Source organism: Olsenella sp. An188 (assembly GCF_002160255.1).
Taxonomy (GTDB): domain Bacteria; phylum Actinomycetota; class Coriobacteriia; order Coriobacteriales; family Atopobiaceae; genus Thermophilibacter; species Thermophilibacter avistercoris.
In genome coordinates this window covers 94,799-110,469 of record NZ_NFKF01000002.1, presented here as the reverse complement: position 1 = coordinate 110,469, position 15,671 = coordinate 94,799, and the positions used below count along the sequence as shown (strand labels likewise).

General features: G+C 72.2%; 11 protein-coding genes. 4 read left to right on the top strand and 7 right to left on the bottom strand.

Translation table 11 applies throughout. The features are described from left to right. The first annotated feature begins 261 nt into the window (after window positions 1-261). The 3 genes from B5F23_RS02975 (at window position 262) to B5F23_RS02965 (ending at window position 2,991) form a co-directional block, all read left to right on the top strand. On the top strand, window positions 262-1,422 hold the full coding sequence (locus tag B5F23_RS02975) for a pyridoxal phosphate-dependent aminotransferase (RefSeq protein ID WP_087351658.1): 1,161 nt from the start codon (window positions 262-264) through the stop codon (window positions 1,420-1,422). An 81-nt stretch (window positions 1,423-1,503) separates the two neighbouring features. Next, on the top strand, window positions 1,504-2,346 hold the full coding sequence (locus B5F23_RS02970; protein WP_241145781.1) for a Cof-type HAD-IIB family hydrolase: 843 nt from the start codon (window positions 1,504-1,506) through the stop codon (window positions 2,344-2,346). Between the two features lie 24 nt (window positions 2,347-2,370). Then, window positions 2,371-2,991, top strand: a complete 621-nt coding sequence (locus B5F23_RS02965) for a nitroreductase family protein (protein WP_087351656.1) — start codon at window positions 2,371-2,373, stop codon at window positions 2,989-2,991. Between the two features lie 45 nt (window positions 2,992-3,036). Here B5F23_RS02965 and B5F23_RS02960 read toward each other — a convergent pair whose 3' ends face one another. The 6 genes from B5F23_RS02960 to B5F23_RS02935 form a co-directional block, all read right to left on the bottom strand. Further along, entirely contained in the window at window positions 3,037-3,696 is a 660-nt protein-coding gene (locus tag B5F23_RS02960) for a potassium channel family protein (RefSeq protein ID WP_087351654.1), read from the bottom strand. Between the two features lie 9 nt (window positions 3,697-3,705). Continuing rightward, window positions 3,706-4,359, bottom strand: coding sequence for a potassium channel family protein (locus B5F23_RS02955; RefSeq protein ID WP_087351652.1), 654 nt, complete (start codon window positions 4,357-4,359; stop codon window positions 3,706-3,708). Window positions 4,360-4,365: 6 nt separating this feature from the next. After that, the gene (locus B5F23_RS02950) at window positions 4,366-7,212 is read right to left on the bottom strand and encodes a cation-translocating P-type ATPase (RefSeq protein WP_087351649.1); all 2,847 of its coding nucleotides are present in this window, start codon (window positions 7,210-7,212) and stop codon (window positions 4,366-4,368) included. 435 nt (window positions 7,213-7,647) lie between these two features. After that, the gene (locus B5F23_RS02945; protein WP_087351647.1) at window positions 7,648-8,373 is read right to left on the bottom strand and encodes a response regulator; all 726 of its coding nucleotides are present in this window, start codon (window positions 8,371-8,373) and stop codon (window positions 7,648-7,650) included. Next, on the bottom strand, window positions 8,363-9,883 hold the full coding sequence (locus B5F23_RS02940; protein WP_087351645.1) for an ATP-binding protein: 1,521 nt from the start codon (window positions 9,881-9,883) through the stop codon (window positions 8,363-8,365). Before B5F23_RS02940 ends, B5F23_RS02945 begins: the two co-directional genes overlap by 11 nt. Next, window positions 9,883-12,834 carry an insulinase family protein gene (locus B5F23_RS02935; RefSeq protein ID WP_087351643.1) on the bottom strand — a complete coding sequence of 984 codons (2,952 nt, stop codon included), beginning with the start codon at window positions 12,832-12,834 and terminating at the stop codon, window positions 9,883-9,885. Before B5F23_RS02935 ends, B5F23_RS02940 begins: the two co-directional genes overlap by 1 nt. 182 nt (window positions 12,835-13,016) lie before the next feature. Between B5F23_RS02935 and B5F23_RS02930 the strand changes: the two genes are divergently transcribed. Further along, the gene (locus B5F23_RS02930; RefSeq protein WP_241145780.1) at window positions 13,017-13,943 is read left to right on the top strand and encodes a DMT family transporter; all 927 of its coding nucleotides are present in this window, start codon (window positions 13,017-13,019) and stop codon (window positions 13,941-13,943) included. A 414-nt stretch (window positions 13,944-14,357) separates the two neighbouring features. Here the strand turns inward: B5F23_RS02930 and B5F23_RS02925 are convergent, their stop codons facing one another. Further along, complete coding sequence (locus B5F23_RS02925) at window positions 14,358-15,395, bottom strand: coiled-coil domain-containing protein (protein ID WP_241145779.1); 1,038 nt, start codon at window positions 15,393-15,395, stop codon at window positions 14,358-14,360. Window positions 15,396-15,671: the final 276 nt, after the last annotated feature.

Below are 15,671 nucleotides of genomic sequence, written 5' to 3'. Positions count from 1 at the left end.
CACAACTAGTAGTGGTCTAGGGCCGAGAAAAACACTAGATATTGTAAACAATCGGATGATGTGCTGTAGATAACCCATGTCCGCGCAGGTAGGGAAAATGCGTCTCCAAAAAGCATTTCCCCAAATTCTTGTGGGGGGTCCATGGGCGCTTCCGCGAGCGGCGCGGGCGGGCGCGCGGGTGGCGGCGAGGGCCGCCGCGCCCCTCGCGCCGCGCGTTGGGATAGAGTTGTCGGGGAAACGATGCGGCGAGAAGGGGCGACCATGGAGTTCTCTCAGCGTCTTGACCTGTTTGGCGACGAGGTGTTCGCGGCGCTGGGGGCGCGCCGCCGCGAGCTCGAGGCGGCCGGCCGGCGCGTCTTCGACCTCTCGGTGGGCACGCCGGACTTCGAGCCCCCCGCGCACGTGGTCGAGGCCCTGCGCCAGAGCGCGGCCGACCCGGCCAACTGGCGCTACTCCCTGCACGACACCGACGAGCTTCTCGCCGCCGTGTGCTCCTACTACGAGGACCGCTACGGGGTGGGCGGCATCACGCCGGACATGGTGATGAGCTGCCGCGGCACGCAGGAGGGCCTCGTGCACGTGTGCGCCGCTCTGAGTGACCCCGGCGACGTAGCCCTGGTGCCCGACCCGTGCTACCCCGTGTTTCAGAACGCCACGCTGCTCGCCGGCGCGCGCCCGGCCTACTACCGGCTCACGGCCGAGCACGGCTTCCTGCCGCACCTGGCCGACGTCCCGGCCGACGTGGCGGACGCGGCGCGCTACCTCATCGTCTCGCTGCCGGCCAACCCCGTGGGCTCGGTGGGCACGCCGGAGGTCTACGAGGAGGTCATCGCCTTCGCGCGCGAGCACGACCTCGTCGTTATCCACGACAACGCCTACTCCGACATCGTCTTCGACGGCGAGAGGGGCGGCAGCTTCCTGGCCTACCCGGGCGCGCTCGAGGTGGGCGTGGAGTTCCTCTCGCTCTCCAAGTCCTTCAACGTCACGGGCGCGCGCCTCTCCTTTCTGGTGGGCCGCCCGGACGTGGTGGCGGCGGCGCGGAAGCTGCGCTCGCAGATCGACTTCGGCATGTTCTACCCCGAGCAGGCCGCCGCGGTGGCCGCGCTCACCGGCCCGCGCGAGGCGGTGGAGCGCCAGCGCCTGCTCTACCAGGAGCGCCGCGACGCCCTGTGCGACGCGCTCGTGGAGGCGGGCTGGGAGCGCCCCAACGCCCACGGCTCGATGTTCGTCTGGGCGCGCATCCCGGGCGGGCGCACCGACTCGGTGGCCTTTGCGCTCGAGCTCATGGAGCGCTCGGGCGTGATCGTGACGCCGGGCGCGAGCTTCGGCCCCTCGGGCGAGGGCTTCGTGCGCATGGCGCTCGTCATGCCGCCAGAGCGGCTGCGCGAGGCCGTGGCCGCGATCGCCGCGGCGGGCATGTGACGCGAGGGGGCGGCCCCTTCGTATCGTCAATCGTCAAATGACGCAAAGGGACTGTCCCTTTGCTTCGCCTGAGGAGGAGCTTTGAGCGAGAAGAACCTGGTGACGGACGGCCCCTGGAAGACGCCCGCGCGCGTGCGGGCCGCCTTCTTCGACGTGGACGGCACGATGCTCAGCCACAGGCTCGGCACCGAGCCGGCCTCCACGCGCGAGGCGATCGCGCGGCTCGCCGAGGCGGGCGTCATGCCGATCCTTGCCACGGGGCGCACGAGCTACCTGCTCGACCTCGTGGACCTCACGGGCTTTGGCGCCCTCGTCACCTTCAACGGCCAGCTCGTCGAGGTGGGCGGGAAGACGATCCACTCCAACCCGCTCGACCCCGACGACGTGGCCACGACGGTTCGCCAGGTCCAGGGCGGGCTCTACACCTGCCTGTTCATGGAGCGCGAGCGCATGTACGTGAACAGGATCGACGAGCGCGTGCGCGCCCTGGCCGAGCTCGCGCACAACCACTACGAGACCGCCGACGTCGCGCAGGCCCTTGACCACGAGGTCTACCAGCTCAACGCGTTTCTCGCCCCGGGCAGCGAGCACGTGATCCTGGACGAGACGAGCCACTGCAAGATCACGCGCTGGAGCGACCTGTTCGTCGACGTCATCCCCGACGCCGGCGGCAAGGACGTGGGCGTGCGCCTGGTGATGGACGCGTTGGGGCTGGACCCGCGCGAGTGCGTGGCCTTTGGCGACGGCGGCAACGACGTGGACATGTTCGGCGTGGTGGGCACCTCGGTGGCCATGGGCAACGGCAACCCCGAGGCCCGCGTCGCGGCGACCTACGTGACCGACCACGTGGACGACGACGGCATCTGGAACGCCTGCGTGCGCCTGGGGCTGATCGACGCCCCGCTTTGGGGGGCGGCGCGGTAGGCGGCAGCGGTGAAGGGAGCGAGCATGGACACAATCGAGTTTGCGCGACTGCGGGAGCTGGTGGCGGCGTCGCGGACGTACCGGCGCTTCGACGAGGCGCGGCCGGTGCCGCGCGAGCTGCTGGAGGCGCTCGTGGGCGTGGCGCGCCTGGCGCCCACGGGCAACAACACCCAGACGCTGCGCTTTCACCTGAGCACGGAGCCGGGCGAGGTGGCCGCGGTCCTCTCGCACCACCGCTGGGCGGGCCTGCTGGCGGACTGGGACGGCCCCGAGGAGGGCGCGCGGCCCACTGCCTACGTGAGCGTGCTCGGGCCCGCGGGCGCGCGCAAGAGCGCCATCCGCAACCAGGACGCGGGCATCGCGGCCCAGACGCTGGCTCTCGCGGCGCGCGCCGCGGGCCTCGGCTGCTGCATGGTGGCGAGCTTCGACGCGCACCTCATGGAGGCGATCGGCCTGGAGGCGCGCGCCGACGAGCTCGAGCCGCTCGTCATTCTCGCCCTGGGCTGGCCCGCCGCGGACGAGACCGTGGTGCTGGAGCCTGCCGACACCTCCCACGGTCTCGCCTACTGGCGCGAGCGCGACGCGCTCACCGGCGCCTGGACCCACCACGTGCCCAAGCTCGCGCTCGAGGAGCTGCTCGTCTAGCGTCGCCGCGCCCCGGCCCGCGAGGGCCGGGGGCCGGGGGACGACCTAGGCGAAGGCGCGGTGCAGGCGCGTGCGCCCCTCGCTGTCCGTGAACGCGATGATCTTGTCGCCGGCGGCAAAGCGCGTGTCGCCCTTGGGGACGATGATGTCGCCGTCGCGGTCGATGGCCACGAGGATGGTCTCCCCGGGCAGCTCGACGTCGCGCAGGGCCTCGCCCACGACGCGCGAGCCGCTGCGCACCTCCACGCGCACGACGGCGTGGTCGTCCTTGCCGAGGCGCAAGATCGTGAACACGTCCTTGAGGTCGAGGCCCTCCTGGACGGAGCGCGCGAGGATGTCGGCCTGGTTGATGCCCACGTCGACGCCCATGCCCTCGTTGAACATCCAGGCGTTGACGGGGTCGTTGACGCGCGCGACCACGCGGCCCACGTTGTACTCCATCTTGGCGAGCGTCGAGACCACGAGGTTCACCTCGTCCGATCCCGTGGCCGCCACCACGACGTCGGCGTGCCAGACCCCGGCGCGCTCGAGGGTGAGGGGGTCGGCGCCGTTGCCGAGGATGACGTCCTTCTCGCCGAACTGGGCGCGCAGGCCACAGACGAGGTCCTTGCGGATCTCGATGATGCGGAGGCGGTAGCCGTCCTCCGCGAGCAGCGTGGCGAGGTAGCTGCCCGTCTTCCCGCCGCCGACGATGAGAATGTCCATGGTGGCCTCCTACTCGCTCTGGCCGAGCATGTACGCGAACTTCCCCGAGGCGCTCGAGGCGACCGCGGCGTAGACCACGTCGCCGTGCTCCAGGAGCGTGCCCAGGGTGGGGATGAAGGTCTCGTTGTTGCGCGAGATCGCCATGACCTGCACCTCGCCGAGGGCGCTCACCTCGCGGACGGGGCGCCCCTCGAGCGGCGCGGGCACGTCGGTGCGCACGAGCTGGACGTCGCCGGAGCCCACCTCGAGGACGGTGTCCAGCTCCTGGTAGGTGAGCAGCTCGCAGGCGTGGCGGATGCCCCAGTCGGTGGTGGAGATGGTCTGGATGCCCAGGCGGCGGTAGGCCTCGGCCTTCGAGATGTCGTAGAGGCGCGCGATGACGCGGGGCACGCGGTAGGTGCCGCGGGCGACGCGCGCGATCACGATGTTGGCCTCGTCGGTCGAGGTGCAGGCGACGAGCGCGCTCGCCCGGGCTATCCCGGCGCGGGCGAGAAGGTCGCGGTCAAACCCCACGCCCTGCACGCGCCTGCCGGTGAAGGACTCGTCGAGCCCCTCGAGCTTCTCGGGGTTGCGGTCGATGACGGTCACGTCGTGGCCCTGGCGGCAGAGCCGCTCGGCCAGGCCGCGGCCCATGTGGCCGGCCCCGACTACGATGACGTTCATGGCTACCTACCTCTCCTCGGCGCCCGCGCGCTCGGCGCGGCGCCTCCTGACGTGGCGAAACACGGCCTTGCGGGCCTCCTCGACCGCGAGCACGAGCGGCGGCAGGCAGCAGAGGAAGGCGTAGTCCAGGACCCCGAGCGGGCTCGTGTGGAAGACGGCCTGGAACGGCGGGAAGATCGTGATGAACACTATGAGGATAACCTCGAAGACGATGCCGACGTTGATCTGGCGGTTCGAGAGGAGCCCGCGCGAGAAGACCGAGGCGGTCTCGGTGCGGCAGTTGAGCACCTGCCCGATCTGGGCGAAGACGATGGCGGCGAGGCACATCGTGGTCGCGCGGACGTAGACCGGGTCGAGGTCGGCGCCCACGCCGAACATCTCCGCCCCCGGCAGCCAGCCGCCCTCGAGCTGGGCGAAGAGGTACGCCGCCATGGAGACGACGGCGCCCATGAGGCCGTACCAGAGGAAGGCCTTGCGCATGACGCGCCCGGTGAGCAGCGGCTCGGAGGGGTCGCGCGGCGGGCGGTCCATGACGTCGTCCTCGGGGGCCTCGCAGCCCAGGCCGAGCGCCGGAAGCATGTCCGTGCCCAGGTCGATCGTCAGGATCTGCATCGTGGTGAGCGGCAGCGGCACGGCCCCGCCCGAGAACAGGTAGACGGCGGAGGGCACGGCCTCGGGCATGTTGGAGTTCAGGATGTAGAGCATGAACTTGCGGATGTTGGCGTAGACCGCGCGCCCCTCCTCGATGGCGTTGACGATCGAGGCGAAGTTGTCGTCGGTGAGCACCATGTCGGCAGCCTCCTTGGCCACGTCGGTGCCCGTTATGCCCATCGCCACGCCGATGTCGGCCTTCTTGAGGGCGGGGGAGTCGTTCACGCCGTCGCCGGTGACGGCGACGATCTCGCCCATCTGCTGGAGGTTCTCGACCACGCGCAGCTTCTGTTCGGGGGCCATGCGCGCGAAGACCACCTCGCCGGCGAGCGCCTCCTTGAGCTCCTCGTCGCTCGTGCGCTCGAGCTCCACGCCCGAGAAGACCCTGGGGTGGGCGCCCTGCACGATGCCGATCTTGCGCGCGATCGAAACGGCGGTGAGGCCGTAGTCCCCGGTGATCATGATGACGCGGATGCCGGCGCGGCGGCACTCCGCCACGGCCGCCGCCACCTCGGGACGCGGCGGGTCCTGCATGACCTGGAGCCCCACGAACGTGAGGTCGCGCTCGACGTTGTCCGGGTCGTAGTCGCTCATGGAGCGCGGGATCGTGTCGTCGTCGGGCCTGATGGGGCGGTAGGCCACGGCGAGCACGCGCAGGCCGTCGGCCGCGTAGGCGTCGTTGGCGGACATGATCTTCTCGCGCAGCCCCGCGGTCATGGGCACCACCTCGCCGTCCACGCGCACGCGCGTCGAGAGGGCCACGACCTCGCCCGGGGCGCCCTTGACGAAGGCCACGCGACGCGCGCCGTCGACGCTCTCGGGGAGCTGGTGGATCGTCGTCATGCGCTTGCGGCGGCTCTCGAAGGGTAGCTCGCGCACGCGCGGCCAGGCGGCCTCCTGCGCCGCGGGGTCGACGCCGGCCTTCTGGGCGGAGACGAGCAGGCAGGCCTCGGTGGGGTCGCCGAGCACGGTGTAGCGCCCGCCCGGCTCCTCGGGCTCGACGAGGCGGGCGTTGGAGCACAGCGCCCCGCCTATGACGAGCATGCGCAGGTCGTCGTCATCCGCGGCCTCGACGTCCTTCTCGCCGAGGCGAACCGACCCCTCGGGCGAGTAGCCCACGCCGGTGAGGTCGTACTCGTGGCTGACGGTCCAGAGGTGGTTGACGGTCATCTCGTTCTGCGTGAGGGTGCCCGTCTTGTCCGTGCAGATGACCGAGGTCGAGCCGAGGGTCTCCACGGAGTTGAGCTTCTTGACCAGGGCGTTGCGCTTGCTCATGCGCTGCACGGCCATGGCCAGCGACAGCGTCACCGTGGGCAGCAGGCCCTCGGGGATGAAGGCCACCACCATGCCGAGCGAGAAGATGAACGCCGCCGCGAAGCCGCTGCCTACGAAGAGGGTGTCGAGCAGGAAGAAGAGCAGGCCCATGCAGCCGGCAAAGATCGTGATCTGCTTGGTCGTGCGGTTGAGCTGGCGCTGCAGCGGGCTCTCGGACTCCTCCATGTTCTGCGTGAGGTGGGCGATCTTGCCGAACTCCGTGTCCATGCCGATGCGCGTGACCACGGCGCGGCCGTTGCCCTCCGAGACCGAGGTTCCCGCAAAGACGAGGTTGGGCGTCTCGGCCTGCGTGAGGTCCTCCTCGAGCACGGCGTCGGCGGTCTTGCGGACGGGGTTGGACTCGCCGGTGAGCGTGGACTGGTTGACCTGCAGGTCGGAGGCGCGCACCACGCGCGCGTCGGCGGAGATCTTGTCGCCCTCGGCGAGCACCATGACGTCGCCGGGGACGAGGTCCTCGGCCAAGATCCGCTGCTCCTGGCCGTCGCGGATGACGCTCGCGTAGGACGGCAGCATCTTCTTGAGGGCGTCGGTCGCCTTGCCGGCGCGGTACTCCTGCCAGAAGCTGAAGCAGCCGTTGATGACGTTCACGAGCCAGACGGCCACGCCGAGCTCGGGCAGCCCCGCCACGAAGGCGATGATGCCGGCCGCCCAGAGCAGGCAGGCCATGAGGTGCGTGAAGTTGGAGAGGAAGGCCAGCACGGGCGAGCCCTTCTTCTCCGTGGTGATGAGGTTCTTGCCCTGAGCGGCCTGGCGCGCCTGCGCCTCGGCCTGGGTGAGGCCGCCGGGCGCGCTGCCGAGAGCCGAGAAGACCGAGTCGGCGGTGAGCCGCTGAACGGCGACTTGCGTCGCCTGGGTCGCGTCCTCCAACGCGGGCCTCCCTTCCGTCGCGGTTTATCCGTACGCGGTTAGGGTAGAGCGTCCCGCGAGGCTGGTGCCCCACGCGGCGGCATGTGGTCGATTTGTCACAGTGCGAGCATAAAGATGCAGTTAATAGGGGGTATCATGGCATAAAGACGGTATTAACGCCGCAGGTTGCGAGGGGTGGGCGAGAGCTTGTGGTGCCGGCGCCGGTGTCCCCCGCGGCGCCGGTGTCCCCGCGGCGCACCCACTGCCCCGTGCCCCCCGCGGCGCACAATTCCGGAATTGTGCGCCGTCCGGGCGTGTGGGGGCCGCAAATCGCCTGTTGGGGTTCTTCTCGCGCTTAAGAAATCCGCGTCGTGCGACGCGTTCTCCGCACAATTCCGGAATTGTGCGGCAGCGGCGGCGAGAAGAACGCGCCGGGCGAGAAGAACCTCGGCGCGGCTACTCGGCCCGGAGCATGCGGTAGCCCACGCCCACGTGCGTCTGGATGAGCCCGGCCGCGCCGGCGCGCTCGAGCTTGCGGCGCAGCGACGCCATGATCACGCGCAGCGACGCGAGGTCGCCGACCTGGCCCGTCCCCCAGGCGTGCTCGAGCAGGTACTGGTGGGTGAGGACCCGGTCGACGTTTTTGGCGAGCAGCGCGAGCACCCGCCACTCGAGCGGCGTGAGCCGCAGCTCCTCGCCGCCCGCCCTCGCGACGCGCGCGGCGAAGTCGAGCTCGAGCGCGCCGTTGGAGAGCACGGCCCCGCCCTCGCGCGCCTCGGCACCCTCGTGTCCCGCGCGCCTCAGCGCGACGCGCACCCGCGCGAGGAGCTCCCCCACCGAGAAGGGCTTGACGAGGTAGTCGTCGGCCCCGGCGTCGAGCGCTCCTATCTTGTCGGCGTCCTCCCCGCGCGCGGAGACCACGATGATCGGCAGCCCCTCCGACCAGGTCCGCACGCGACGCACGACCTCGATGCCGTCAGCGTCGGGCAGGCCGAGGTCGAGCAGGATGACCTGCGGCGAGCGCTCCGCGGCAAGCGCGATGGCCGTCGCGGCCGTGCCGGCGACGAGCGGGACCCACCCGCGGGTCTCGAGCGCGGTGGAGATGAGGCTTGCGATCGCGGCGTCGTCCTCGACCACGAGGATGAGCGGCGCGCCGCCCTCGGCGCGGGGCTCAGCAGACATCGGGTACCTCCTCGGCGAGAAGCCAGAGCGTGATGACGCAGCCGTGCGGGACGGCGTCGGACAGGGTGACGGATCCGCCGTGGGCGCGCGCGACGGCGCGGACGACCGAGAGCCCGAGGCCCACGCTGCGGGTCCCGTCCGCGAGGACGCCGCCGCTCGTGTGGAAGGCGTCGAAGACGCGGCCCTTCTCGGCGTCCGCGATGCCGGGTCCGTCGTCTGCAACCGAGACGCCCACGCGGGCGCCCTCGCGACGCGCGCTGACGGTGACGTGCGTGCCGCGGGGCGTGTGCGCCACCGCGTTGTTGACGAGGTTCACGAGCGCCTGGACCACGAGCGCGGGGTCCGCGTGGACGAGAAGCGCCTCCTCGTCGCGCTCGAACGTGACGGCGTGCCCGTCGTCGGCCGCGACGTGGGCGAGCGCCTCCTCCACGAGGTCGTCCACGAGCTCGCAGTCCGCCTGCGGACGCACCCCGCCCTCCTCGAGCCGCGTCACGGTGAGCAGGTTCTCCACCGTGGCGCGCAGCCAGCGGGCGTCGTCGCGCACGGTGCGCAGCAGCTCCCGGCGGCGCTCCGGGTCGAGGGATTCGCCCGCGGCGAGAAGGACGTCGGCGTTGCCGGATATCGAGGTGAGCGGGGTCCGCAGGTCGTGGGAGATGGAGCGCAGCAGGTCGGAGCGGGTGCGCTCGTCGCGCTCGCGCACGGCGGCCTCCTCGCGCTCGGCGATTGCCGAGATGCGGTCGAGCGCGAGGGCGGCGAGCGCGCAGGCCGAGCGCCAGAGCTCGACCTCCTCGGGGGCGAGCCCTGCGGCGGGCACGATGCCGGCGACCCCGTGGACGACCTCGCCGCCGACCGGGACGTAGAGGCCGACTGCCGAGCCGAAGGCGCCCGTCGCCGCCCCGCACGGGGCGCGGTTGACGAGCGTGCGGGCCGCGACGCCGCGCTCCTCGACCACGCTCTCCCCGGGGGCGAGCGGGTAGGGGCGCGCCGCCCCGAGGTCCTTCTCGCCGGCTGCCGGGTACCAGACGAGGGCGCGTCGCAGGAGGTGCGCGGTGGCGCCCGCGAGCGCGTCCACGACGGACGCGGCCCCCGCGCGGCCCTGGAGCGCGCGGGAGAGCTCGAGCAGCGCCTGGGTGCGGCGGCGCTCCTCCTCGGCCTCGCGCGCCCGCGAGCGCAGCCGGCTCGCGAGGTAGCCGGCGACGAGGGCCACGACGAACATCACGGCGAAGGTGCCCGGCATCGCCGGGTCGAGCGCCGCGAGCGAGAGCGTGGGCGCGGCGAAGAAGAAGTTGTAGGCGACGACCGAGGCGGCGGCCGCGACGAGGCACCACAGCCCTCCCTCGGCCACGAGCGCCACGCCGATGACCGCGAGCACGTAGGTGATGACGACGGCGGCGTCCTGCAGCCCCGCCGTCCTCATGAGGGTGCCCGCGAGCGTGGCCAGCGCCACGAGGGCGCAGGTGGCGGCGAGCGAGACGAGGGCCCTCCCGCCCGCGCGCGACGCCGCGCCCATCAGCAGAGCTCGGTCACGGAGCCAAAGGCAACGCCGCTCGCCTCGACGGCCGCGCGGCCCCCGAAGACGCAGACGGCGCGCTCGGCGGCCGGGTCTGCGAGCGCGGCCGCGAGGGCGCGCACGTCGGCGGCGGTCGTGGCGAGCTCCTGGGCGCGCAGCTCGTCTCGCCAGCCGCCCTCGCGCCCGCCGAAGCGCGCCACGTCCTGGCGGCGCGCCAGCGCGCGCGGCTTGACCGGCGCGTCGTGGGCGGCCACCGTCGAGACCACGTAGCCCTCGAGCTCATCCTCGTCCGGCTCCCAGGCGGCGAGCCACGCCGCCGCGCCGTCGTAGCGCGCGAGCGTGGCGTCCACGGACGGGTCGCGGTAGGACCACAGCGCGCTCAGCCCCTCGCGCGTGTGGCGGAACCCGCAGCCGTAGGCGCCGCCCTTCACGCGGACCTCGTTCCAGAGGTAGTCAAAGGAGAGGGCGCGCGAGGCCACCTGCCAGCAGCCGGGCGTGCCGGCGTCGGCCGCGCTCGTCCCGAGGGCGCGCACCACGTAGCACACGTCGGAGGGGATGACGAAGGCCTCGTCGCGCACCGCGGGCGCGGGGACGGCCAGGCGGTGCGCCGCGTCCGCGCCGGACGGGAGCCCGAGCGTGCCTCCGGCCTCCCAGAACCGCGCGCGGTCGGCGGCCGCGCCGGTGAAGCTCACGACGACCTCGTCGGCCGTGAAGACGCGTCGCGCGAGGCCAGCCAGGCGCCCCGGCAGCTCGGCCGCGCGCTCGTCCCAGCCGTCCAGCAGCTCGCGCAGGAACAGGTAGTAGTCGAGCCCCGACATCGCGCCCGCCACCACGGCCGCGGACGAGAAGTACGCGTTGGCGCGCGCGGCCGCCGCGGTGTGCCCGGAGCCCACGAAGTACTGCTCGAGGCCCACCTTGCGCTGCGTGAGGACGTCGCGGATGCGGTCGAGGTCTGAGAAGCTCGTCTCGCCCCAGACCTCGGACGGCAGCGTGGCGAGCGCCTCGACCTTCTCGGCCAGCGCCGAGGCGCCCACCACGAGCGTGGGCGCGGCGAAGGAGAGGTCGGCGTCGCGGGTGTAGGTCTCGCAGAAGAAGTCCAGGGACCCGAGGCTGGACTCGATGAGGGTGTCGAGCTCGGAGGCCGTGTGGCGCGCGGTGTCCAGCCGCCCCAGCAGGTCGGTGAGCACGCCCACGTAGGGGAGGTCGCAGAAGCCCAGGCGGCGCAGGTCGAAGTAGTGGTAGACGTAGTCGATGCCGTGGGTGTCCAGCTCGTGGGCTATGCAGGGCAGCGGCGCGTCCACGTCGGCCGGGGCGGGCTCGGCCGCGGGGGCCTCCACGTCGCCCAGCGTGAGGCGCGGCAGCGTGGCGAGCGCCTCGGGGGAGTCCGGGGCCTCCTGCTCGGCGCGCAGGGCCGCCACCTCGGCGCGCACGGTCTCGAGGTCCTTCTCGCCCATGGTCGCCCGGAGCGCCTCGAGCTCGGCCGCCTCCTCGGCGGAGCTGCCCCCCTCGACGGGCACGATCTCCACCTCGGCGCAGTGCGCGCTCTCGCAGACGAGCTCGCGCAGGAGCCGCTCGAAGAGCCCCTCGTCAAGACCCGCCTTGAGCTCGGCCAGGGCGTCCTCGTAGCGCAGGTAGTCGAGCGGGCGCTCGTCGTCGTAGAGCCAGCTCGACATCGCCGTGATGGCCAGCGCCACGCCGTCGGGGTAGCCGCCCCAGTCGCCCTCGCGCAGGTTGAACTCCGCCTGGGAGAGCGCGGCCTCGAGCTTGTCGCGCCCGATGCCGCCCTCGGCGAGCTCGGCGCAGGCGGACTCCACGAGCGCGCGGAACTTCTCTCCGGCGCCGGGGCGCAGGCCGCGCAGCACGAACATCGCCTGCGGCTGGAGCACGCCGTCCACGAGCATCGCGGAGAAGTCGTCGGCCAGGCCCGCGTCGAGCACGCGCCGCTTGAGCGGGGCCTCGTTGGAGCCGCACAGCGCGTCGAGAAGGACGTCCACGGCGAGCACGCGCGTGCGGTCCGCGGCGGTGCCCAGCACGTAGGAGAGGCCGATCTCTGAGTTGGAGGGCGCCGTGGCCATGGGCACCTCCACGCGCGCGGGGCGCACGGGGGCCTGCAGCGCGAGCGGGTTGGGCGCGCCGGCCCCGCGATCGGTCGCCCCGCGGAAGCGCTCGTCCACGAAGGCGAGCTCGCGGTCTATGTCCAGGTCGCCGTAGAGCACGACGTAGCTGTTGGAGAGCGCGTAGTGGCGCGCGTGGGAGTCCAGGAAGGCCTCGTAGGTGAGGGTGGGGATGGCGCGCGGGTTGCCGCCGGACTCGTGGCCGTAGGCGGTGTCGGGGAAGAGGGCGCGGCTGAGCTCCTGGTAGAGCACGTCGTCCGGGTCGGAGAGGGCGCCCTTCATCTCGTTGAAGACGACGCCGTTGTAGGAGAGGCGGCCCTCGTCGTCCGCCTCGAGGTGCCAGCCCTCCTGCTCGAAGATGCGCTCCCGCTCGTAGATGGCCGGGTGCAGCACTGCGTCGAGGTAGACGCCCATGAGGTTCTCGAGGTCGGCCACGTTGGTGGAGGCCACCGGGTACATGGTCTTGTCGGGGAAGGTCATGGCGTTGAGGAACGTCTGCATGCTCGTCTTGAGCAGGTTGACGAAGGGCTCCTTGACCGGGTAGCGCTCGGAGCCGCACAGCACCGAGTGCTCCAGGATGTGGAAGACGCCCGTGTCGTCGGCGGGCGGCGTCCTGAAGCTGATGGCGAAGGCGCGGTTCACGTCCGCGCAGGCCAGCCACAGGGCATGCGCCCCGGTGGCGTCGTGGCGCATGACGTAGGCCTGGCCCGAGATCTCCGGCAGCGGCTCGACGCGCGTGACGGTGAAGCCGGCGTGGCGGGTGAGCGCGGCGAGCGCGGGGTCGGGCGCGGCGAAGCGGCTCTTCTCGGCCGGGGCGGCGGGATCGGTGCTTGGCATGGTTCCTCCCTGAACGTTGTTTATAGAGTGGAGGATACCCCACGCCAGCCCCCGGCATCGAGGTTCTTCTCGCCCGCTTCGGGCCCTGTGCGGCGCCGTGGGGCCAAATTCCGTGCGCGCGCCTTGGGAGGGGCCGCGGCGTGCTAGGCTATCGCGGGCAAAGCCGAGAAAGGGGGACCGCGGTGGCGGCCGGGAAAAAGGAGCTGGGCGAGAAGGACCTCGAGCGGCGGCGGCGCGTGCGCCGCGGCATCGTGGCGACGCTCGTGGGGGGCACGTTCTGGGGCCTCAACGGCACCGTCTCGAAGTGGCTCATGGACACCTACGCGATCGACCCCCTCTGGCTCGTCTGCGTGCGCGAGCTCACGGCGTGCTGGCTGTTCCTGGCGGCCGCCGCGGTGACGGCGCGCGGGCGCGAGCAGCTTGCCGGCGTGTGGAGAAGCCCGCGCGACCTTCTCGCCATCCTCGGCGTGAGCCTGGGGGCCATCCTGTTCTCGCAGGTCGCCTACCTCGAGGCGATCGACTGGACCAACTCGGCAACGGCCACGATCATGCAGAGCCTCGGCATGGTGCTCGTGATGGGCTACGTGTGCGTGAAGATGCGCCGCCGGCCGCGCCGCCGCGAGGCGCTCGGCGTGGCGCTCGCGCTCGCGGGCACCTACCTCGTCGCCACGGGGGGCAACCCGGCGCAGCTGAGCCTGCCGGCCGAGGGGCTGGCCTGGGGGCTCGCCTGCGCCGCCGCGGCCGCGTGCCTCTCGATTCTGCCCGCGGCCCCGATGGCGCGCTGGGGCAACTTCACGGTCAACGGCCTGGCGTTTCTCGTGTCCGGGCTCATCCTGGCGGCGGTCTATCGCCCCTGGGAGCACATGCCGGCGCTCGACGGCGTGGCGGTCGCGGTGCTCGCGGGGTGCGTGGTCGTCGGGACCTTCGGCGCCTACGCGCTCTACCTGCAGGGCGTGAAGGACGCCGGCTCCATGCGCGCGAGCCTGCTCGGCACGATCGAGCCGGTCACGGCGACGATCGCCACGGTGGCGTGGCTCGGCACGTCCTTCTCGCCGGCGGAGGTCGTCGGCTTTGCGCTCATCATCGCGATGGTGTACCTCACGGCGTAGGGGGCGAGGGCGCGCCCGGCCGCCACCGGGCGCGGCTGCCAACGGGCGCGGCTGCCAAGAAACGCCCGCGATTGTGCGTTTGCGCTCGGTCGCGCTCGGGAGAGCGGCCGATTTGTCCGAAACCGCGTGCGATTGGGCGGCATCCTTGATGTTGGGCCGGGGGCTGCTGCCAGACGAGCGCCTCGGGAGGGGCGTCTACCTCGGAAAAGCCGGGACGATGCGTCGAGAAGAACGCTCGCGAGGGCCCGCGAGCCCCGCGTTTGAGGCATCGATATCAAACATCCCGCCCAATCGCGGGGATTTTGCGCCTAGGCGCCGGGTGCCGGCGCACCGGGGTGGGAGATGCCGGGTCGGGCGGGGTTTGCGCCGGGCGGGACGCGCCAGGTCGGACTGGCGCGCGAAGCAGGCGCGCGGCTAGATGCGCTCCATGTTGGCGAGGACGCTCGTGTACCAGTGGTCCGCGTTGGGCGGGCAGTACATCTGGGCCCCGGCGTAGGTGAGCTGGCCGCCGTAGATGGTGGCGAGGCCGCGGACGTGGTCCCAGATGGCCTCCTCCCAGCTGTCCCAGCTCGAGGAGCCCCAGCCCCAGGCGTTGTGCGGGAGGAAGCAGTTGCGGCCGAGCGAGCTCTCGACCATGGCGATGGCGGGGGAGAAGCGCGGGTCGCAGCCGTACTCCCACGCCGCCTCGGCGAAGGTCGTGCCCTGGCCGGCGAGCGGGGAGCCGGCGAGGTAGGCGTCGATGCGCGCGCCCCACTCGGCGACGAAGGCGTCCCGGTCGTCGCCGGGGTCGACGGTGCCGGGGTCGGGGCTCTCGGGGACCTGGACCTCGGCCTGGTTGCCGGACTCGGTCTCGAAGCTCTGGCCGGCGTCCTGCTCGGCCGCCTCGAGGGCCGCCTGGCGCTCGGCCTCCTCGGCCGCCGCCTGGGCCTCGAGCTGGGCCTGTAGGCTGGCGCGCGCCGCCTGCGCCGTCGCGAGGGCGTCGGCCGCGGCCTGGCGCTCCTGCTCGGCCTGGGTCATCTGGACGTCGAGGGAGTCGCGCGTCTGCTCGAGCTCCTCGGAGAGCGCGACGAGCTCCTCGACAGCGTCGCTGCTGTGCGACTGGATGACGTCGAGGTACTGGATCGTGGTGAGCAGGTCGTAGAAGTCCTCGGCGGAGAGCAGCATCTCGACGAGGCCGCCGGAGCCCTGCTGCATCTTGTAGAGGGTGCGCATGGAGTCCGCGGCCTGCTCGCGGGCCCCGGGGAGCTGCGCCTCGATCTCGGCGACGCGCTGCTCGTTGGCCTGGATCTGCTCCTCGAGCTCCGCCACGCGGGCGGAGGCCTCGTCGTAGCTCGCGGTGGCCTCCGCGACCTGGGCCTGGACGCCCTGGAGCTCCGTCAGGGAGTCGTCCGCGCGGGCGACGGTCGGCGTGGCGAGGGCGGGGCAGATGGCGGCGAGAAGCGTCGCGGTCACGGCCGCGGCGGCGACGCGCCGAGCGGTGTGTGTCGTTGGCGTAAGGATCGAGGGCCTCCGGGGTCGGGCTTCCCGCTCGGGCGGGCTTCAGAGAAACGCAGGTCACCATTTTACGACCCGGCGGCCGCTCTCATGGCTTCTTCACGACTCGCCCCGCCCTGCGGGGGTCAGGGCGGGGCGGGGGGCGGCGCCGGGCGCGTGGTTCTTCTCGCCGCGCGCGCCGTCTCCGGGGCGGGTGCCGGGGTCCCGCAGCCGGGATGCCCGGGCCGCGGGCGC

Bases quoted from the DNA above. Each gene is read 5' to 3' on its own strand.
- B5F23_RS02940 (WP_087351645.1), bottom strand. From the start codon at position 9,883: ATGGGCGCGGCGTCGCGCGCGGGCGGGAGGGCCCTCGTCTCGCTCGCC.
- B5F23_RS02960 (WP_087351654.1), bottom strand. From the start codon at position 3,696: ATGGACATTCTCATCGTCGGCGGCGGGAAGACGGGCAGCTACCTCGCC.
- B5F23_RS02945 (WP_087351647.1), bottom strand. From the start codon at position 8,373: ATGTCTGCTGAGCCCCGCGCCGAGGGCGGCGCGCCGCTCATCCTCGTG.
- B5F23_RS02935 (WP_087351643.1), bottom strand. From the start codon at position 12,834: ATGCCAAGCACCGATCCCGCCGCCCCGGCCGAGAAGAGCCGCTTCGCC.
- B5F23_RS02965 (WP_087351656.1), top strand. From the start codon at position 2,371: ATGGACACAATCGAGTTTGCGCGACTGCGGGAGCTGGTGGCGGCGTCG.
- B5F23_RS02955 (WP_087351652.1), bottom strand. From the start codon at position 4,359: ATGAACGTCATCGTAGTCGGGGCCGGCCACATGGGCCGCGGCCTGGCC.
- B5F23_RS02975 (WP_087351658.1), top strand. From the start codon at position 262: ATGGAGTTCTCTCAGCGTCTTGACCTGTTTGGCGACGAGGTGTTCGCG.